Here is an 18,409-nt window from a genome sequence, read left to right as displayed (position 1 = left end):
AGGACTGGAGCGGCTCACGCGCGGTGAACCGCTACTCCTTGCCGCTTTCGGAAATGCCGTTGCCGCCGGCGGTTGGCAGGATGCCGAAGTCTTGCGACTTCGCCCCTTGCTCCGCCGTCAGGAAGCCGTCCGAGGCAAGCCCGCGCCGCAGCAATTCCCTGACCGCGGCCGAACGGCTCGGCATACGCTTGTCGAAGCGCCAGTTTTCCAGCGCAGCCAGCTCGTCTGACGTCAGCATGATCTGCAACCGTTCCGGGCGTTCCAGTTCAGTCATCGCGCTCCCTCGCTCAGGATCCCGATACCTCGAATGAGTATTCAACTCGCTTACCTAATAGTTAGGAAAGCGCTCCTAGTGCGTCAAGACCTCGCGATGAGTGAACTGCTTCTCATGCACATGATGAGCCTGATGGTATTCGGCGTAAGGCGCATACTTGCATAACTATGCTAACTAGCTGATTTGTTTAGATATTATTTAATTCGTGACTTGCCAAGACGAAGCCTCTGCCGCATTGTGCAACCTGAACAGAAAACCGTTCCCTTTGGGAGGTTTCGATGCGGTATGATTACTCGGCGCGACTGCGCGATGACGTCCGTTCAGCGGTCCAGATCGCCTTCAGGAAGACCGGCATCGTCAGCATCACGGCGGTGGCGGAACATGTAAGGGTCAGGAACCTGGCCGAAAACATCGCTCTCGAGGACGTCGAATACCTTGTCTTCCAGGCAGCCCAGCTGATTGGCGCCGCAATTGAATTCGACGGGCTCACCAATTTCGACGGCGTGGCTGGCCTGTTCGTGGATGGTCTCGGTGGCGACGATGGCGGGCGGATGATCGCCCAACGCGACGGGCCTGGTCCGGCCACCCTGCAGTAAGACGGTACCGGCTGAACAGGGGGCCTTCTCAAAAGGCCGCCCTGCTGTTTCTGAACCGGGTGATGACCGGAGCCGTTCCGTCAGGCAGAGCCGGCGATTTGTGAGGCGAAGTCGCGATAGGGACGCAGAGGGCGGCCCAGAAGCGCGGTCAGGCGCTCCACGTCGCCGGCGTCGGGCAGCATGCCGTCGGTCAGGAACCGTTCGCCCATCAAGCGCATGTCGTACGCCATCCAGGCAGGCAGGAACTGCTTGAGATTCTGCTCGAAACCTTCGGTGTTGTCGCCGCCGTAGCTGATCGGCCGGGCGAGCACGTCGGACCAGATGGCCGCGATATCCGTCCCGGTCAGTGTCTGCGGACCGACGAGGTTGATCCGCTCGAGCGCAAGCGGCTCCGCGGACCGTTCGCGGCGCAGCAGCTCGAGAGCGGCGATCTCGGCGATATCACGCACATCGACCATGGCGAGGCCTTTGGCGCCGATCGGCATTGTGTAGGTGCCGTAGCCGGTGATGACGTCTTCGATCATCAGGTCGTTCTGGATGAAATAGGCCGGGCGCAGGATCGTAGCCTGGAAGCCCATCTGCTCGATCATTCGCTCGACGCCGAACTTGCCGGCGAAATGCGGCACGTTCACATACACGTCGGCATGGATCACCGAGAGATAGACGATCCGCTCGATGCCCGCCGATCGGGCGACGTTCAGCGCGACCAAAGCCTGGGTGAATTCGTCCGGCACCACGGCGTTCAAGAGGAACAGGGTGGAAACGCCGGACATGGCTTTGCGCAGTGAATCGACATCGAGAAAGTCGCCTTGCGCGACCGATACGCCAGCCGGGAAGCTGGCTTTCGACGGATCGCGGACGAGAGCACGGACGTCCGCGCCGCGTTTGACGAGGTGCTCGACGACTTGGCGGCCAACATTGCCTGTGGCGCCGGTAACGAGGATGGTCATGGAATTTCTCCTGTTGGGTTGCTTGACAGGCCCAATATGTGTGGCTCACAAACACTCAAACAGACCGAAATTTTAGACGCACCGTCTCACTGGTGGAACACCTATGGATATTCTGGCCCTCACCGATTTCAACCTCGTTGCCCGCCATGGCGGTTTCGGCAAGGCGGCACGGGCCACCGGCCGGCCCAAGGCAACCCTGTCGCGGCGCGTTGGAGACTTGGAGAGCAGCCTTGACCTGCGCCTGTTTGAACGGGGTGCGCGTAACCTGAAGCTGACGGAGGAAGGACGGGCGCTTTTCGAGCGGACGGGGGCGTTGCTTGCCGAACTGGACGAGACGGCCGCGGCGATCGCCTCGGGCGGTCAAAGACCCAAGGGGAGACTGCGGATCAGCGCGCCCCTGCTTTTTTCTCAGACCGCGATGGGGAGGATCGCCGCGGGATTTGCCCTCAAATTTCCGGAGGTGAGGCTGGAGGTCACGACGGAGGACCGGGCTGTGGACATGATCGAGGAAGGCTACGACCTGGTGATCCGGGTCAACCCGGATCCCGACGAAAGCTTGGTCGGACGGGCGTTTCTCCGCGACCGGCTGGTCGTCGTGGCGAGCCCTCACCTTCCTCGCACCGGTGGACCGGCCCCTGCCGTTGCGCGCGGGAAAGGCGAACGGCAAACATGGCACGTGAAGACCGAGGGTGGCCGGTCGACGATCAAAATCGAGCCGGTCCTCGCTTTGGGAACGCTCATTATGGTGCGCGATGCGGTGCGAGCGGGGGTCGGTGCGGCACGTCTTCCCATTTCGTTGGTGGCCCACGATTTGGCTGACGGCACGTTGGTGAATTGGGGGGACATCGACGCCCCTGAGATCGCTCTTTGGACGCTCTACCCCTCCCGGCGGCTGCTCAGCCCGCGCGTGTCGGCGTTCCTGGATTTTCTGAAACAGGCCTTCCCGAACGGGACGCCGGACGAACTGGCCGCCTATATCGGCAGGTGATGCCCGGCTGCTTTCGCCGGCAAGAACTTTTATTTTTGGCGGAAGGAGTTTGCGGTGGAACAAGTTGGGGCGACGGCAATTACCTTGTCGCCCTACAAGAGGAGGACGTCGTGAAAGACTTGCGCAGTCTCCTTGCCGAACTGTCAGCCAACTGGCTCAAGCGCCGCAAGGCGCAGGCGCCCACGACCGTGAACACGGTCAAACCCCGCCCTGCCCACCAGGCGACGCGGCAACGCGCCGCCCACAAACCCAAAACACCGCCCACCCGCGACGTCGCCTCGAACATGTGAGCCCCGCGGACAATGTGGGGCCCAATGCCGCTGGGGGTATCGGCAAGCTATCACGCCAGATTGATTGGTAGCGACGAAACCTTGAGCGGACGTAAGCGTTTATTGCTTCAGCCCAATTGAGGTGGTTCCAATGCAAACGGCATGGTTCTCCAAACCTGTGGCGGTTTCGGTCGGCGTCACCGGTTCCATCCATCATCTGTCCAACACACAGCAGGCCATTGATTTGCTCACCACACATTGGCGTGACGCAGGCAGCCCGAAGCATCGGTCCGCACTGCGCGCCTGCCAGCGGGCGACGAGCGGCGATGTTGCCCCCGACGTCGCCAGGGCGGCGCTCGTCGAAGCAGCGCGCGAAGCCCACATCCTTATCGAATAGCCACATCGTGATCGAATAGGCGTATCGATTGAACCTGCTGACGCTATAATCGCTGCGCCCCCTCCGGAGAACGCCTGCCATGACCCTGAAAACACGCAAGCTCGGCAGCCAGGGGCTGCAGGTCTCGGCCATCGGCCTCGGCTGCATGGGCATGAGCCAGTCCTATGGCCCGGCCGACGAGGCCGAATCCATCGCCACGCTGCACCGTGCCATCGACCTCGGCTGCACCTTCCTCGACACCGCCGAAGTCTATGGCCCTTACGACAACGAAGCCCTGCTCGGCCGGGCATTGAAGGGCAAGCGCGACCAGGTGACGATCGCCACGAAATTTGGCTTCCGCATCGAAAACGGCAAGCAGACCGGAACCGACAGCCGGCCCGAGCACATTCGAGAGGCGGTGGAAGCCTCGCTCGGCCGCCTCGGAACCGACCGTATCGACCTGCTCTACCAGCACCGCGTCGACCCGGCGGTGCCGATGGAGGATGTCGCGGGCGCCGTCGGCGAACTCGTCGCGCAAGGCAAGGTGCGCTTCTTCGGCCTGTCGGAAGCGGGTGCAACCAACATCCGCCGGGCGCATGCCGTGCATCCGGTGTCGGCGTTGCAGAGCGAGTATTCGCTGTGGGAGCGCAATCTGGAGCCGGAGATCATCCCGCTGCTTGGCGAACTCGGCATCGGCCTGGTGCCGTTCTCGCCGCTCGGCCGAGGGTTTCTCACCGGCCAGGTCAAGCGTGCGGAAGACTATCCCGACGGCGATTACCGCCGCAACGACCCGCGCTACCAGGGCGAAAACTACGACGCCAATGTCGAGGCGGCCGCCAAGGTGAGCGACATCGCCGCTGCCCGCGGCGTCAAGCCCGGCCAGGTCGCGCTGGCCTGGCTGCTGGCGAAGGGCGACGGCTTTGGCATCGACATCGTGCCGATCCCCGGCACCAAGCGCAGAAAATACCTGGAAGAGAACGTCGCCGGCGCCGCGATCAAACTCGATGCCGCCGAGATGGCCGCGCTCGACGAAGCGCTCGCGCCGGGAAAAATCTCCGGCCCGCGCTACACCGAGCGGGGCATGGCGATGGTCGACCGGTAGGGGGCGCCTGCTCCAGCGTCCGCGACAATCTCGCCAAGCTCGTTCCGAATAGTGACGCTAACGAAAGCCCAGATGCTTCCGATAGCAGTGGGTTTCCACGGTGAACCTGCCGGCGACATCATCCGGCAGCCAAAGTGCGTCTTCGAAGCTGCGGTTCAAGCGCCATCCTTCGCGGGCATAAAATCTCTGCGCGCGGACATTTCCCGCCGTGCAGAAAAGCTCGGCCTCCGCCACGCCCTGTTCGCACAAGAGATGCTCGGCATAAGACAGCAGATCGCGGGCGGTTCCGCTTCCCCGTGCCTGCGGGCTTACATAGAGTTTGACCAGCTCCGCCCCGTTTATCGAGACGAAGCCAAGCAATCCATCGGCAGCCGCCACATGGAAGGCATCGGTGGATTGCTCCAGCCACAGCGCAAAATGCGCCGGCGTTCGGTACGCCAGGATTTCGGCTGGAACCAGATGCGCATGGGCATCATGCCAGCCCTGATGCCACAGTTGCACGATCGCCGACCGGTCGGCTTCCTGGGCTGGGCGAATTTCGAGCATTTCTCACCGCCGACGGGTAGCTAATCCGTAAGGCCGCGCGGAGGGCCGCCTGGTTCCATGGGCCTTCCGCCGATTTCGGTCAACCCGCCGCTGCCGCGGTAACCTTCTTGGACGCGGCCCGCTGTCGCCGCATGCGCCGTTTGGCGACAAGCTTGAGCGCGACCGGCGGCTCGTTTGACAGCGCGCCCAGCACGGCGTCGACCATGCCATGCGCCACGAAATCCGCGTTCATGTCACGCGCCAGTTTGCCCGCCGTCTCCTTGTCCTCGCTGTCGGCCTCCGACCAGAACACGATTCCCACCCGAAGTGCGGCCTTCGCACGCTTCAGCCGGCGGACCAGAAAGCGGGCGTGCTTGATGGAATCCCGGTTCAGGAATCCGACCACGACGGTGTCGACGGTTTCGAGCTCAAGGCGGCGAATGCCGGCGGGTTCCATATCGGCAAAGCTGGCTTTCGACACCGTCGCGCCCTGGACCTCCAGCACCTGCGCCAGCATCGCGGCAGCGGCGTCGTCGAGCTCGCCACGCCCCCCGGCGCAAAGCACGGACATATCTGTGCCATCGGGCAGTTCGGTCTCGTCCTCCCCGCCGGGATCGTCATCGTCGCTCGCCTCTGCGGCCACGGGCGGCCCCTCCTCCTCACCTGCCTCCTCCTGCGCGCTGTCGTCGAGATTGGCGACCAGCATCAGGGCACTGGCCGCCACCTGCCGCCTTTGCAAATCGCCCATGACGCCGCGCACACGGTCCTGTTCGCCCAGCAGAAGCGCCGGAATGGCAACCTTGTCATAGAATTCGACCAGATATTTCTCCTCCAGCATCTCCTCGGCATGATCGGTGGCTTCTTCCGGATCGCCGGCCAGCAGCCGCTGGTACAGGCGCGCATGGGGTTCGAGCACGGGCTCGTTGCCGAACAGCACGTCCAGGAATTCAAACTGCGGCACGTGCCTGCCCAGCACCACCAGGCAGACAGTGAGCGGCGTCGACAGGATCAGCCCGAGCGGCCCCCAGAGCCACGTCCAGAAAATCGCCGCGACGATGATCGCCAGCGGCGACAGTCCCGTTCGCGAACCGTAGAGCCAGGGTTCGATGACATTGCCGGTGATCAGTTCCATCACCACGAACAGGGCGGCTGTCCACAGCACGAGCGACCAGCCCGGTGCCACGGCCAGCGCCAGGAACAGCGGCAAAAGCATGCCTATGATCGGGCCGATATAGGGAACGAAACGCAGCGCCAGGGCCAGTAGCCCCCACAGCAGCGCATTGGGAATACCGAGGGCCCAGAGCCCGATCGCGATCGGTATGGCGTAGACGATGTTGACGACCAATTGCATCAAGAGATAGCGGCCCACCCGCTTGGCGGCATCCTGAAGCGCCTCGGTGGTGCGGTGGAGGTCGCCGTAGCCGACAAGCCGGATGAAGCGGTCGCGCAGATCCTCCCGCTCGAGCAGCATGAAGATGACGACGACAATGATCAGCCCGGCCGACCCAAGCGGGCTGATCAGCGGCCCGACGACATTCTGCAGGACCTGAAGCGGCCTTTCGTGCGCGACGATCTCGACGGGCACCGGCTCGCGCGGCGGCTTTTCCGGGGTGGCGGCCGGCAGCGAGGGGTCTTGCCTGTCGATCTCCTGGCCGACCCGCTCGACCACCTTGCTCAGTCTGGCAAGGATCCCGCCGCCGACCCCGGTTTCCTTGAGCGAGCGGATCTTGGTCAGGATGTTGGTCTGGTAGACCGGGATGTTCTGCGCCAGTTCGCTGACCTGCGTGGCGACGATGAAGGAGAACAGGCCAAGCGCCGCGAACGCGCCGAGCACGCTGGCGATGACGGCGGCAATCCGGGGAATGCCGACCTTTTTTAGCGCTGCGACAAGCGGCGCCAGTGCGAAGGTCAGCAGCAGCGCGATGGCGATCGGCAGGAAAACCTCGCGCCCGAAATACAGTGCCGCCACTGTCGTGACGATGGCCGCCACATTGGGCAAAGAGGTTCGCGGATGGGGCGCGGCCGCTGAAAGGGCGTCCCCCAGCCCATCAGCCGGAGACGCCGTGCCGTTTCGACGATTGGCCACGTGATGCCTCCCTGCCAAATGCCATGATCGGGCATATAGAGCGGACGTGCAACTTTAGCCAACGATGAAATACGCCGCGCTCACAGGCAATGATCCGGCCCGCACCGGCCGCTCCCGAAGGGCTAAATGGAAGTCAGGCTCGCCCGATCGGATCAGCGCGCCGCATGCCTGGCCAGCGCGTGCTCGATCAGCACGTCGATGGTCTGGCTGTAGCCGATGCCTGAGGCGGCAAGCGCCTTGGCATACATCGAGATGTCGGTGAAGCCGGGAATGGTGTTGACCTCGTTGACAAGCAGGCTGCCGTCGGTGCGCAGGAAGAAATCGACGCGCGCCATGGCTTCGCAGCCAAGCGCCTGGAACGCCTGCCGCGCCATATCCCTGGCCTTTTCGGCCACATCGGCCGGGACATCGGCGGGCACCTTGACCAGCGCGCCGTCGGCATCGAGATATTTGGCCTCATAGGTGTAGAAGCCGTGCTTGCCGGCCGGAATGATCTCGCCGGGCAGCGACACCGTCAGCGACCCGTCGGCGCGCTCCAGCACCGAGAACTCGATCTCGCGGCCCTCGACGAATTCCTCGATCAACACTTTGCCGTCGTAGCGGAAAGCCGTGTCGATGGCCTGCTCGAAGCCGTCCCTGTCATTCACCTTGCTGACCCCGAAGGACGAGCCCTGGCGCGCCGGCTTGGCGAAGAAAGGCAGGCCGAGCGTCCCGGCAATCTCCTGGAAGGAATGCTTGCCGTTTCGATGCACGGTGACGGAGCGGGCAACCGCCAGTCCCGCCTCGCGCATCAGCCGCTTGGCGACGTCCTTGTCCATGGCGGCGGCCGAGGCGAGAATGCCGCAGCCGACATAGGCGACATCGGCGACCTCGGCATAGCCCTGCACCGAGCCGTCCTCGCCGAACGGCCCGTGCAGCACCGGGAACACGACGTCGATGGGGGGCAGCTCAGGCTGCGTACCATCCCGCGACACCGCAACCAGCCGGCCCTTGCCGCCGGGCAACAAAGCAACCTCCGGGCCGTCTTCGGAGGCCGGCGCCCCTGCCGCCTCATCGCCGATCGCCGCGGCGCGATCGAGTTGTTGCAGCAGCCACCTGCCGCCTCGCGAAATGGCGATCGGCACGATATCGTAGCGCGTGCGGTCGATCGCCTTCAGCACATTGGCGGCCGAAAGGCGCGACACGTCGTGCTCGGCCGAACGCCCGCCATAGAGGATGGCCACTCTTGTCTTGTCGGTCATCGAAATCCCTCGACTGTCAAAAAATCAAATGGCGACGGCAATGCCGCGATTGGCAAAGAAGCGGTCGAAATCGGCCGGTGACAACACTGCGTCTGCCTGTGTGGCGGGCTCATGGCCGGACGGGTTGTGAAAGCGGAAACCTTCGTCGGATGCCGCGGTGATCAGCACCAGATGGCCGCCCTTCGAGGGCGGCTCACGCTCGGGCCAGCGGATCGAGCTGCTGACCGACGCGATGAAGAAGCGCGTCCGCTGCATGATCGTCGGAATGTCTGATGTGGCGACATTGGTCATCACCTCGGCGCGCAGGCCGAAAGCTTCCTTCACGAAGCTGACGAAGGGCGCGTAGATCAGCCCCTTGATCGATCTCTCATTGACGACATAGCCGCCATATAAGGTGCAGCGCCTGGCAAGCTCGATCGTCGGCACGATCTCGCCGCGGCTGGCCAGGATCATCTTAAGGCAGGCCATGCCGCAGATGTTGGCGGCCCAGATTGCGTATTCGTCGAGGGTCTCCGCCCCGGATCGCCTCCATAGCGGATCGCGCCTGAGCGCAACATCCGCACCGTCGGCGAGCACGTCCAGCGTCATGTCAGGCGTTTCCCACTGGCTGAAAAACGGCACGGTTTCAGGCGGCGGGCTCATGCGGTCTCCTCGGTCGGCTGGTTCCATCTCGTATACGAGGATACGAGATGGATGAAAAGCCGTGACGTTCAGTGGCGCGACCCAGAAGATGTCATCTTCCGTTTCGGTCAACCATCGCTGACATCCGGGGTTAGCGGAAGCCTCTCCCGCTTTCGTCATCCACAGGCGGAGCAGGAGCGAAGCTCCGTCGCGGAGACCCGAGGATGACGAACGTGGTGAATGCTGCGCGCCGCCTACTCGGCCTTCGCCCAGCCGAAAACCAGCCACGCATATTTCGATTTTTCGTAGGGTTCGACAGTGTAGGTCATCTGCATGTCGCCGTCCTTGGCGTAGATATCCAGCCGGGGCGCCGTATCCAGCTCGAGCCACGCCGAACTCTTGCTGAACGACCAGGTTCCGCACCAGACGCAAGGCCCCGACGTCGGATCCCCGGGCTGGTGAAAATTGTAGCGGCCGTCTGCCGTGATCTCCAGATAGTCGAACGCCCCGTAAAACGCGGTCACCGTCTGCTGGAACTCACTGGCGGCCGCTTCCTGTTCCGGTGTCGGCGCATCCTTCATATCGCGCGGCGGCCGGATGGCTCCGCCGTTGAGTTTCCATTTGCCGACAAAATCCTTCTCGGTCGGAAGATATTCCTCCTGGGCCTGCGCCGATGAAATATAAGCAAAGGATGATATACTTGTGAGGCCAACGGCCCCGATCGCAAATAGAAGCGTGGCGGCACAGATCGCCCTTGCTGGGTTTTGCATAAAAAAAATATCTCCACGGGGGGTAAGGGGAGTTTTATTGAAAATTTGTGGCGGACGTTGCTTCGGGACCGATTCCCACCCGCCATTTGCACGGTTAGCATCGGGGCCACCGATCTGGCAACGCAAGGCAGCCTCTCTCCAGCATCGCCCATGCGTCCGCGATCCCGGCCGGCTGAATATCGGCAGCTTAGAAGGTGATCTTCACCGAAGCGGCGCTGCGACGATGCGGGCCGTGATGGACGGCCTCGATGTTGTTGCCGTCCGGATCGAGCAGGAAGGCGGCGTAATAGCCGGGGTGATAGGGCCGTTCGCCCGGCGCGCCATTGTCCGTGCCGCCGGCCGCCAGCCCGGCCTTGTAGAAGCCGTCGACCATGGCGTGGTCCCTTGCCTGGAAAGCCAGGTGATGGCGGCCGGTGAGTTTTCCCTGTGCGGCCCGGCTGTCGGCAGTGGAGACAAACAGCTCGTCGGCCCAGAAAAAGTCGGCGCCGCTACCGCCGATCGGGACATCGAGCGCCTGCAGGACCGCCTCGTAGAAACGCCGGCTGGCCGCGAGGTTTCTGACCACCAGCTGGATGTGGTCGATGAGCCGGCCGCGATGCAATTCCTGGGTTTCCATGAAAACGCCTCCTCGTGTGGGTTCGAATTTAGGTTGGGATAGGGCGTCGTCAATGCGGATACTTCCCAGCAGACAAAGGGCCCGCCGGGAGGGGATCCGGCGGGCCTTTGGAAAGCATGTCTAGCCTTCAGGGGTCTGAGGGGGGATCAGACTGGTAAGAACCTTTGTTGGCCGCGGAGGTTCCACCCGAACAAAAAAATTGCCGATGGCCCGTCCGCGGAATTCAAGCAATGGAGGCGATTTCTTCGCGAGACCACTCACAGTTTGGAACTTTCCGCTCGCAACCGGGTTTGGTGGCGCGGTGGGAGGAATTGCGATTGGATTGTTTTCAGAGGCTCGAAGCGCTGGTCGACAGCGCCGCTGTCGACGATATCGAGGAAGCAACCGCTCTGCTGCGCCGGTTCAAGGGCAGGTCGCGCGAGGTCGCGGCAGCCATCGACCAATTCATGCTCGATTTCATGACCTTGGTCTTCGTCGTCGAAAACGGCGAAGAAGGTTTCGAAAGGCCGGTCCGCAAGCTCGCTCGCACCAGGCTTTCAAAGCTTGAGCGGCTGGTGACTGTAACGGCGGAGGAAAAGCCGGCTTCCAGCGCCGGCCTATCCCTTCAGGATGGCGGCTAGCCTTGGAATGCCTTCGCTCACCGCGCGCCGGTCGGCGAGCGTGAAGGACAGCCGCAGTGTGTTGCGCCCGGTGCCATCGGCATAAAAGGCGTTGCCCGGCACGAAGGCGACCCGCGCTTCCTTCACCGACCGAGCCAGAAGCTCGGTGGCGTCGGCCCCTTCCGGCAGTGTCACCCAGACGAACATGCCGCCTTCCGGGCGGCTCCAGGTCACGCCTTCGGGCATGTGGGCTTCCAGTGCCGAGAGCAGCCCGTCGCGGCGCTCGCGATAGGCGTCGATGAGTTTTTCCACCTGGCCTTCGAACACGGCTTCGGCGACGCGATGCATCACCACCTGGTTGATCGACGGGCTGTGCAGGTCCGAGGCCTGCTTCATCAGCACCAGCTTCTCGACAATGTGGCGCGGCGCGCACACCCAGCCGACCCGCATGCCCGGCGACAGGATCTTCGAGAACGAGCCGCAATAGAGCGTGCGCGCCTTGTCGATGCCGCCGGACCGGGCACAATCGAGCGCCAGGATCGGCGGCTCGCCCTCGCCGTCATAGCGCAGCGCGCGGTAAGCGGCATCCTCGATGACGGCGATGTCGAGTTCGCCGGCAAGGTCGAGCACCGCCTCGCGCTGCTCACGGTTCAGCGTGTTGCCGGTCGGGTTGGCGAAATCCGGCACCAGATAGGCGAATTTGGCCTTGCCGCCATTGGCGGCCGCCGCCGCGCGATAGGCATCGGGCGTCATGTTGCCGCCGGCCGGGGTCAGCCGGTCGTAGCGCGGCTCATAGGCGTTGAAAGCCTGCAGCGCGCCGAGATAGGTCGGCCACGTCACCAGCGCGGTGTCGCCCGGCGACAGGAACAGCTTGCCGAGATAATCCAGCGCCTGCTGCGAGCCGGAGGTGATGAAGATGTTGGCCTCGTCGCAGGCGACGCCGAGCTTGCCCATCTGCCCGGCGAGCCAGCGCCGCAACGGCAGATAGCCTTCCGAGACCTGGTACTGCAGCGCAGCGCCCGCCTCGGCGCCACCCAGCACATCGGCATAGGCGTCGCGGATCGCCTCGGCTGGGAACAGCGCCGGATCGGGAATACCGCCGGCAAACGAGATGATGTCCGGCTGGTCGAGCAGCTTCAGCAGCTCGCGGATTTCGGACGCTTTCATGCGCGACGAGCGCGAAGCCAACAGGTTCATAAGGGTCACGGCACGCCTCCCCGGACGCTGCAATATAGGTCAACTTGACTGACCTATATCCCCTCTTGGCCGCGAATTGAAGTGTGCCTGAACGGTTTCCCGAATGCGCCAGCGCTGGCGCACTGCTCGAACGCCGCGAGCAGTTCCACAAAAGTGTTGCAGCGTTTTCCGACCGCCTAAAGGCTCTTCTTGTAGCCGAGATGGCTGCCGGTGAAGCCGAGGCTTTCGTAAAAACGATGCGCGTCCGCCCGCCCCTTGTCGGTGGTCAGTTGGACGAGGCTGCAGCCGCGCGCCCGGCACGCGTCGATCGCCCATTCGATCATCTGCCTGCCGATGCCGTCCGAGCGCCGGCGGCCGGCAACCCGAACCGCCTCGATCTGGCCGCGCCACGCGCCCTTGCGCGAGAGCCCGGCAAGGAAAGATATCTGCAAGGTGCCGACCACCTCGCCGCCATCCACGGCCACCGCCAGCAGTTGATTGGGATCGGCGTCGATGGCGTTGAAGGTATCGACATAACCTTGCGCCAGCGGCAAGGAAGCGTCCTCGCGGCCGGCGCCAAGCGGGTCGTCGGCCAGCATGGCCACGATATCAGGCAGGTCGGAGGCTTGCGCACGGCGGAAGGTGATCATGGTGTCGAGATATCGCGAGGCGGCGGCAGCGGCAAGATTTGAATACGTTCCCACTAGGCGCGGGCTAAACTTCGCCCTCATAAACCCGCTGCGCCTGCGTCAGCGCCTCATCGAGCCGCGCGCCCTCGGCATATCCAGCCAGGTTCCGCGGCCGCTCCATGTCAGGCATCAGCCTCGGACACGGCTCGGCGGCGCCGACCACCATCCGCACCGGGATGACGCCGGCCCAAACCGGATGCCCGTAATCCTCCTCGTCGTCGCCGACGCCCTTGGCGCGCACCTTCGCCGATGCCTCTTCAATACGCATGCCGATCACCGTCGTCGCCTTGGCCTCCTGCGCCGAGATCGGCCGCAGGGTCTCGCTCCGGCCGGGATAGAAACGGTCGACGACGCCGGCCAGCGCCTTCAGTTTCTCCTGCGGCTCGTCGACGATTCGCGCCGTGCCGAAACACATCGCCGAGCGATAGTTGGCCGAATGGTTGAAGCCCGAGCGCGCCAGCACCAGCCCGTCGAGATGCGACACCGTGAGACAGGCCGGCGTGCCGCCGCGCAGATTGCGCAGCATGCGGCTGGCCGACGAGCCGTGCCAGTACAGCATGTCGTCCTCGCGCCAGTGGATGGTCGGCGTGCAATAGGGCTGGCCGTCGAACGTATAGGCGACATGGCACAGCAGCCCGGCATCCAGCACCGCGAAGACTGCCGCATGGTCGTAGCTGCCGCGCTCGTGCAGGCGCTTGACGCGGTTGCGGCTGGTGGTCGGAAAACTGGCTGGCGTGTCGTTCACGGCTTGCATCCTTGGTTGTCGTCTGCCAACCATGCGCCATCACATTGGTCGATAAAAGAACCAATTCTATGAAGAAAAAAAGGACCAATTTTCCGGATTGGTCGGCGCTGATCCCGGTCCTGCCGGGCGACGGCCCGCGCAGCCGCGAGCTCTATGCGGCGCTCAGGCGGCTGATCGAGACCGGCGCGCTGGCCACCGGGGCGAAACTGCCGACCACCCGGGATCTCGCACAGCGCTTCGGCCTGTCGCGTTCGGCGGCGGTTGCCTGTTTCGAAATGCTGATCTCGGAGGGGTTTGCGGTCGCCAAGGTCGGCGCCGGCACCTTCGTCGCGCCTGATGTGCCGCATCTGCCGCTGACGCTGATCAAGCCGCGTCCAGCGGAGATCGACGTCGCGGCGTCGCTACCTTGCGGCCTTGGCGTTGCGGTCTCCGATCCGCGCACGCTTGATATGTTTCGCATCCTTCTGTCGCGCCACCTCACCCGCCCCGGACCGGAGCATTTCCGCTATGGCGACCCGCGCGGCGGCCTGCCGCTGCGCACGGCAATTGCCACCTATCTCAGGACCGCACGCGGCGTGCGCTGCGACGCCGGCCAGATCGTGCTGACGTCGGGCACGCAGCAGGGGCTCGATCTCCTGGTGCGTGCAGCACTTCGTCCCGGCGATGCCGTCTGGATCGAAAACCCCTGCTATCCCATGGCGCACGCCGTGCTGGCCGGCAGCGGGGCCACGGTTTTTGGCGTACCCGTCGACGCGGAAGGGCTCGATCCCGAGATCGGCGAAAGCCTGTGCTCCAAGGCGCGCGCGGCCTATGTCACGCCCTCGCATCAATATCCGCTCGGCGTGACGATGACGATGCGCCGCCGTCTCGCTTTGCTCGACTGGGCGCGGCGCAACGATGCCTGGATCATCGAGGACGATTACGACAGCGAGTTCCGCTATGCCGGCCCGCCGCTGACCTCGCTGCAGGGCATGGACGGCTCGGGCCGTGTCGCCTATCTCGGCACCTTCTCGAAAATCCTCTTCCCCGGCCTGCGCATCGGCTATGTCGTGGTGCCCGAAGCGCTGCTCGATGCCGTGATGGCGGTCAGGGCGCGCTCCGACCGCTTCCCCTCGACGCTGGCCGAAGGCGCGCTGACCGACCTGTTGAACGAGGGCCATTTCGCCGCGCATCTCAGGCGCGTGCGCCGCCGGGTGCAAGCCGCGCGCGACGTGCTGGTCGCCGGCCTCGAGACGCATTGCGGCGATGCCCTCGAGGTAACCGTGCCCGAACAGGGGCTGCACTTGATGGCGACGCTGAAGCACGCCGGGCCGGACACGGCGATCGTCGAGGCGGCGAAGGCGGCAGGTGTCGGCGCCAGGGCCTTGTCCTCGATGTTCATCGGCGGGGCGTCCCGGCAAGGCCTGGTGCTGGGTTTTTCCGGGTTTTCGGACGAGGAACTGATGGCCGCGACGGTACGACTGGGTGGGGTGATGGGCCGCAGTCCCGGCCGCCAAACTACCTGATCCTGCTCAAACAATCCTAGGGCGAAGCAGGAGCGCAGCTCCGTCTGGGAGGCCCTCGGATGACGAAGTCCTCAATCCCCATCGGCGGGCTGGGCCTTGCCGCACTGCGCCAGCACCTTGCCGATGGCCGCGCTTGAACCCTTCAGCGGAAAGCTGATCTCGCCATATTTGGCTGAACTGACCGACACATCGCCCTTGCCGCGCAACAGGTCGAGCAGCGGATCGGCTTTCGCCAGGTTGACCACGAAGTAGTTGTACATGGCCTCCAGCTGCAGCGCCTTAGTTACCGTCTTGCCGTCGGCCTTGAACGCGAACGAACCGCTGATGCCAGGCTCCAATTGCTGGCCGTTGGCGCCGAGATCGTAGCTCAGCACCGGCGTGTCGAAACAGGTCAGCATCAGATACGCATCGCCTTTCGGCCCGCCGCAGACCGAGGCCGTCAGCACGCTGCCGCCCTCGTCTTCCTCCATCCTGGCGCTCCAGCCGCCGCACGACGCGGCAAACGCCGGTTGCGCGGCCTGCAGGACCGCTACCGCACCGGCGACGACGAGATGTGCAACTCTCATGGCTCCCCCAATTGACTGCCTTCAGGGCATTTGCAGCGCCCGTCGCCAGCATATAGGAAAAAGCGATCCGATGGCATTGCCCCTTGCGGCAGCCGGTCCTGTTTCGCGGAGAGTTGGATTGAGAGCCTGCATTCGCCTGTGTCTGTCCTTTGCCGCCCTGCTGGCCTTGCCGCTCACCGCTCATGCCGAGTGGAAGCCGGTCGAGAAGATCGAGCCCTACGCGATCTCGGGCCAGTCCGGCGCCGAACTCTACCGCTCGATCGGCGAGAAAGGGCCAAAGCTCGGCATTGCCCGCGCCATCGCCTACACCAATTTCAAGCTGACCTGGGGGCTAAGGGATTACAAGCCCAGCGGCAAGGACTGCGTGCTGACGGCCGGGCGGCCGAAGCTGATCGTCACCTACACTTTGCCGAAACCCTCCCGCTCCCTGCCGCCGGCCGTCCAGAAGAACTGGGACACCTTCATCGCCGGCGTCGCCGCCCATGAGAAGGTGCATGGCGCCAGCATGGTCCAGATGGTCCACGACATCCAAGCCGCGACGGACGGCCTGACCGTCGCCGACGATCCCGAATGCAGCAAGACCAGGGCCGAGGTGGTCAAGCGGCTCGACGCGATCTCGAAGGCGCGGGTGCAGGCAAGCCGCGACTTCGACCGTATCGAATTCGGCAATGGCGGGAATTTGCAGAAACTGGTTTTTTCGCTCGTGACCGGCCCCTGAAGCCACCTGACACGGATCAGGAGGCGGGCACTGATGACTTACCAGGCGCAGCAATTGAAGCTGCCGATCTCCCCCCTTGCGAGGGAGATGGCCGGCAGGGCAGAGGGGAGTCTGACAGAACTCGGCCCCTTCCAGCTACTGCGGTATGGGCGCGAGGTGCGAGCCCTCACCGCGTTTCCGCGTTCGCTCTCAGCTCCGCCCGCTTCTCGTCCGACACCACGGCCAGATCCAGCACCTTCTGCAATTCGGCCGCATGGCGGAAGGACGGTTCGGCCTGCACGCCCGTGCGCACCGCGTCAGTGAAACGCTGGTAGTTGGTCTCCACCGTGCCGGGGTCGCGCTCTTCCCATATGGCGTTCTCGACATTCTCCCCCACGCATGCCTTGAGCGTCGAACCGTCGAGATTGTGCACCACTTCGATGCCGCCCTTCTCGCCATAGATGCGCAGACGCAGTTCGTTGAGATGGCCTGTTGCCCAGCGGCTGGCATGCACCACGCCGAAGGCGCCGTTGGAAAAATCCAGCGTCATGGCGAAGCTATCATTGGCGTCGAGTCCGTAGTCGCCGATGCGGTTGCCGGGCGCCTTGTCGAAGGCGCGCAGCCGGCAGAATACATGGTCGATGTCGACGGCTGCGCCATAGCTGGCGAAATCGAGGATGTGGATGCCGACATCGCCGAGCACGCCATTGGAACCGTGGCCGCGCGACAGCCGCCACAGCCATTTCGGATCGGTGCGCCAGTCGCCCCAGAATTTCGACACCAGCCAGCTCTGCAGATAGGACGCCTCGACATGCCTGACGGTGCCGATCTCGCCCGCTTGCACCATCTGGCGCGCTTTCTGCAGCGCGGCCACATTGCGATAGGTGAGGTTCACCATGTTGACGATGCCGGCAGCCTCGGCGGCATCGGCCATCTCGGTCGCCTTGCCGAAGTTTTCGGCCAGCGGCTTTTCGCACAGCACCGGCTTGCCGGCGGCGATCAGCGCCATGGTGGTCGGGTGGTGGATGCGGTCGGGCGTGACATTGGCCACCGCGTCGAACTCGCCCCATGCCAGCGCCTCCTCCAGCGCGGTAAAGCGGTTGGGAATGTCAAAGCTGTCGGCGAACTCGCCAACCCGCGCCGGATCGACATCGACTGCGCCGACAATGTCGACGCCCTCGATGGCGCTGAAGCGCCGGGCATGTTCCTGCGCCATCCAGCCGGTGCCGAGTATCAAAAGCCGCATTATTTGCTCCTTGGGGTGAGATGCCGGAATCCCCTCCCGGCCGACGCCCTCAAATAGCGCGTATAATGCCGCCGTCGACCCGGATGTTCTGGCCGGTGATGTAGCCGGCGCCCTCCGACGCCAGGAAGGCGATGGTCGCGGCGACCTCTTCCGAAGTGCCGTAGCGCTGCATCGGCACGCTGTCGCGGCGTTCTTCGGTGGCCGGCAGGCTGTCGATCCAGCCGGGCAGCACATTGTTCATGCGCACATTGTCGGCGGCATAGGTGTTGGCGAAGATCTTGGTGTAGGCGGCAACGCCGGCTCGGAACACGGCGGACGTCGGGAACATCGGGCTCGGCTCGACCACCCAGGCCGTCGAGATGTTGATGATGGCCCCACCCTTCTGCTTGACCATCTGCGGCGCCACGATGCGCACCGGCCGGATGACGTTGAGGAGGTAGACGTCCATGCCGGTGTGCCATTGCTCGTCGGTGATCTCGAGGATCGGCGCACGCGGCCCGTGGCCGCCGCTGTTGACCAGCACGTCGATGCGGCCATAGCGCTCCAGCGTCAGGTCGACGAGGCGCTGCAGATCGTCGTTCGACTGGTTGGAGCCGGTGACGCCGAGCCCGCCAAGCTCCTTGGCCAGCGCCTCGCCCTTGCCCGAAGAGGAAAGAATGGCAATCTTGAAGCCGTCCGCCGCCAGCCGCTTGGCCGCCGCCGCCCCCATGCCGCTGCCGCCGGCCACCACCACAGCTACTTTTTCTACACTCATCGGATTTTCCTCTCAGGG

The 18,409-nt window shown here is 64.1% G+C and carries 22 protein-coding genes; 8 read left to right on the top strand and 14 right to left on the bottom strand.

Translation table 11 applies throughout. The annotated features are described in order from the left end of the window. Positions 1-31: 31 nt before the first annotated feature. The gene (locus tag RPF88_RS02880; RefSeq protein ID WP_013530767.1) at positions 32-274 is read right to left on the bottom strand and encodes a hypothetical protein; all 243 of its coding nucleotides are present in this window, start codon (positions 272-274) and stop codon (positions 32-34) included. Positions 275-552: 278 nt separating this feature from the next. Here RPF88_RS02880 and RPF88_RS02875 point away from each other — a divergent pair, with 278 nt between their 5' ends. Further along, positions 553-870: a hypothetical protein gene (locus RPF88_RS02875; RefSeq protein WP_013530766.1), complete on the top strand. Its 318-nt coding sequence runs from the start codon at positions 553-555 to the stop codon at positions 868-870. 80 nt (positions 871-950) lie between these two features. Here RPF88_RS02875 and RPF88_RS02870 read toward each other — a convergent pair whose 3' ends face one another. Further along, the gene (locus tag RPF88_RS02870) at positions 951-1,820 is read right to left on the bottom strand and encodes an NmrA/HSCARG family protein (protein ID WP_027160742.1); all 870 of its coding nucleotides are present in this window, start codon (positions 1,818-1,820) and stop codon (positions 951-953) included. A gap of 103 nt (positions 1,821-1,923) precedes the next feature. Between RPF88_RS02870 and RPF88_RS02865 the strand changes: the two genes are divergently transcribed. From RPF88_RS02865 to RPF88_RS02850, 4 genes are all read left to right on the top strand, one after another. Then, positions 1,924-2,808 carry a LysR family transcriptional regulator gene (locus tag RPF88_RS02865; RefSeq protein WP_013530764.1) on the top strand — a complete coding sequence of 295 codons (885 nt, stop codon included), beginning with the start codon at positions 1,924-1,926 and terminating at the stop codon, positions 2,806-2,808. A 110-nt stretch (positions 2,809-2,918) separates the two neighbouring features. After that, positions 2,919-3,098: a hypothetical protein gene (locus RPF88_RS02860; RefSeq protein WP_024501614.1), complete on the top strand. Its 180-nt coding sequence runs from the start codon at positions 2,919-2,921 to the stop codon at positions 3,096-3,098. 130 nt (positions 3,099-3,228) lie between these two features. Beyond that, positions 3,229-3,474 (top strand): DUF982 domain-containing protein, encoded by a 246-nt coding sequence (locus tag RPF88_RS02855; RefSeq protein ID WP_013530762.1) that lies wholly within the window; start codon positions 3,229-3,231, stop codon positions 3,472-3,474. Positions 3,475-3,553: 79 nt separating this feature from the next. Continuing rightward, positions 3,554-4,555: an aldo/keto reductase gene (locus tag RPF88_RS02850; protein ID WP_337121663.1), complete on the top strand. Its 1,002-nt coding sequence runs from the start codon at positions 3,554-3,556 to the stop codon at positions 4,553-4,555. Positions 4,556-4,612: 57 nt separating this feature from the next. On the opposite strand, the gene RPF88_RS02845 is transcribed toward RPF88_RS02850, so the two are convergent. The 6 genes from RPF88_RS02845 to RPF88_RS02820 all read right to left on the bottom strand — a co-directional run bounded on the left by RPF88_RS02845 (position 4,613) and on the right by RPF88_RS02820 (position 10,414). Then, entirely contained in the window at positions 4,613-5,101 is a 489-nt protein-coding gene (locus tag RPF88_RS02845; protein ID WP_027160744.1) for a GNAT family N-acetyltransferase, read from the bottom strand. 79 nt (positions 5,102-5,180) lie between these two features. Then, the gene (locus RPF88_RS02840) at positions 5,181-7,166 is read right to left on the bottom strand and encodes an AI-2E family transporter (RefSeq protein WP_337121662.1); all 1,986 of its coding nucleotides are present in this window, start codon (positions 7,164-7,166) and stop codon (positions 5,181-5,183) included. Between the two features lie 152 nt (positions 7,167-7,318). Next, a complete protein-coding gene (locus RPF88_RS02835; RefSeq protein ID WP_337121661.1) occupies positions 7,319-8,407 on the bottom strand; it encodes a D-alanine--D-alanine ligase family protein in 1,089 nt (362 codons plus the stop codon). A 24-nt stretch (positions 8,408-8,431) separates the two neighbouring features. Further along, the gene (locus RPF88_RS02830) at positions 8,432-9,049 is read right to left on the bottom strand and encodes a C39 family peptidase (RefSeq protein WP_013530758.1); all 618 of its coding nucleotides are present in this window, start codon (positions 9,047-9,049) and stop codon (positions 8,432-8,434) included. A gap of 233 nt (positions 9,050-9,282) precedes the next feature. Beyond that, positions 9,283-9,798, bottom strand: a complete 516-nt coding sequence (locus RPF88_RS02825) for a hypothetical protein (protein ID WP_013530757.1) — start codon at positions 9,796-9,798, stop codon at positions 9,283-9,285. Positions 9,799-9,985: 187 nt separating this feature from the next. After that, positions 9,986-10,414, bottom strand: coding sequence for a VOC family protein (locus RPF88_RS02820; RefSeq protein WP_013530756.1), 429 nt, complete (start codon positions 10,412-10,414; stop codon positions 9,986-9,988). 317 nt (positions 10,415-10,731) lie between these two features. Here RPF88_RS02820 and RPF88_RS02815 point away from each other — a divergent pair, with 317 nt between their 5' ends. Beyond that, positions 10,732-11,034, top strand: coding sequence for a hypothetical protein (locus tag RPF88_RS02815; protein ID WP_245268623.1), 303 nt, complete (start codon positions 10,732-10,734; stop codon positions 11,032-11,034). Here the strand turns inward: RPF88_RS02815 and RPF88_RS02810 are convergent. The 3 genes from RPF88_RS02810 to RPF88_RS02800 all read right to left on the bottom strand — a co-directional run bounded on the left by RPF88_RS02810 (position 11,011) and on the right by RPF88_RS02800 (position 13,656). Continuing rightward, a complete protein-coding gene (locus RPF88_RS02810; protein ID WP_032807972.1) occupies positions 11,011-12,210 on the bottom strand; it encodes an aminotransferase-like domain-containing protein in 1,200 nt (399 codons plus the stop codon). The two genes, RPF88_RS02815 and RPF88_RS02810, sit on opposite strands and share 24 nt — an antisense overlap. A 176-nt stretch (positions 12,211-12,386) precedes the next feature. Beyond that, on the bottom strand, positions 12,387-12,839 hold the full coding sequence (locus RPF88_RS02805) for a GNAT family N-acetyltransferase (RefSeq protein ID WP_337123845.1): 453 nt from the start codon (positions 12,837-12,839) through the stop codon (positions 12,387-12,389). 64 nt (positions 12,840-12,903) lie between these two features. Next, positions 12,904-13,656 (bottom strand): pyridoxamine 5'-phosphate oxidase family protein, encoded by a 753-nt coding sequence (locus tag RPF88_RS02800; RefSeq protein ID WP_063168570.1) that lies wholly within the window; start codon positions 13,654-13,656, stop codon positions 12,904-12,906. 35 nt (positions 13,657-13,691) lie between these two features. Between RPF88_RS02800 and pdxR the strand changes: the two genes are divergently transcribed. Next, positions 13,692-15,128, top strand: coding sequence for a MocR-like pyridoxine biosynthesis transcription factor PdxR (gene pdxR, locus RPF88_RS02795; protein WP_337121660.1), 1,437 nt, complete (start codon positions 13,692-13,694; stop codon positions 15,126-15,128). A 71-nt stretch (positions 15,129-15,199) separates the two neighbouring features. On the opposite strand, the gene RPF88_RS02790 is transcribed toward pdxR, so the two are convergent. Further along, positions 15,200-15,694 carry a hypothetical protein gene (locus RPF88_RS02790; protein ID WP_244506842.1) on the bottom strand — a complete coding sequence of 165 codons (495 nt, stop codon included), beginning with the start codon at positions 15,692-15,694 and terminating at the stop codon, positions 15,200-15,202. 118 nt (positions 15,695-15,812) lie between these two features. Between RPF88_RS02790 and RPF88_RS02785 the strand changes: the two genes are divergently transcribed. Further along, positions 15,813-16,412, top strand: coding sequence for a DUF922 domain-containing Zn-dependent protease (locus RPF88_RS02785; protein ID WP_027160753.1), 600 nt, complete (start codon positions 15,813-15,815; stop codon positions 16,410-16,412). 166 nt (positions 16,413-16,578) lie between these two features. On the opposite strand, the gene RPF88_RS02780 is transcribed toward RPF88_RS02785, so the two are convergent. Then, entirely contained in the window at positions 16,579-17,637 is a 1,059-nt protein-coding gene (locus RPF88_RS02780) for a Gfo/Idh/MocA family protein (protein ID WP_127366159.1), read from the bottom strand. Between the two features lie 49 nt (positions 17,638-17,686). Further along, entirely contained in the window at positions 17,687-18,391 is a 705-nt protein-coding gene (locus RPF88_RS02775) for an SDR family oxidoreductase (protein ID WP_024501629.1), read from the bottom strand. Between the last annotated feature and the right edge of the window lie 18 nt (positions 18,392-18,409).

It is taken from the genome of Mesorhizobium sp. ISC11, from assembly GCF_037162595.1.
Classification (GTDB): Bacteria; Pseudomonadota; Alphaproteobacteria; order Rhizobiales; family Rhizobiaceae; genus Mesorhizobium; species Mesorhizobium ciceri.
The sequence above is the reverse complement of the archived record's forward strand: the minus strand, read 5'-3'. Positions and strand labels throughout refer to the sequence as shown.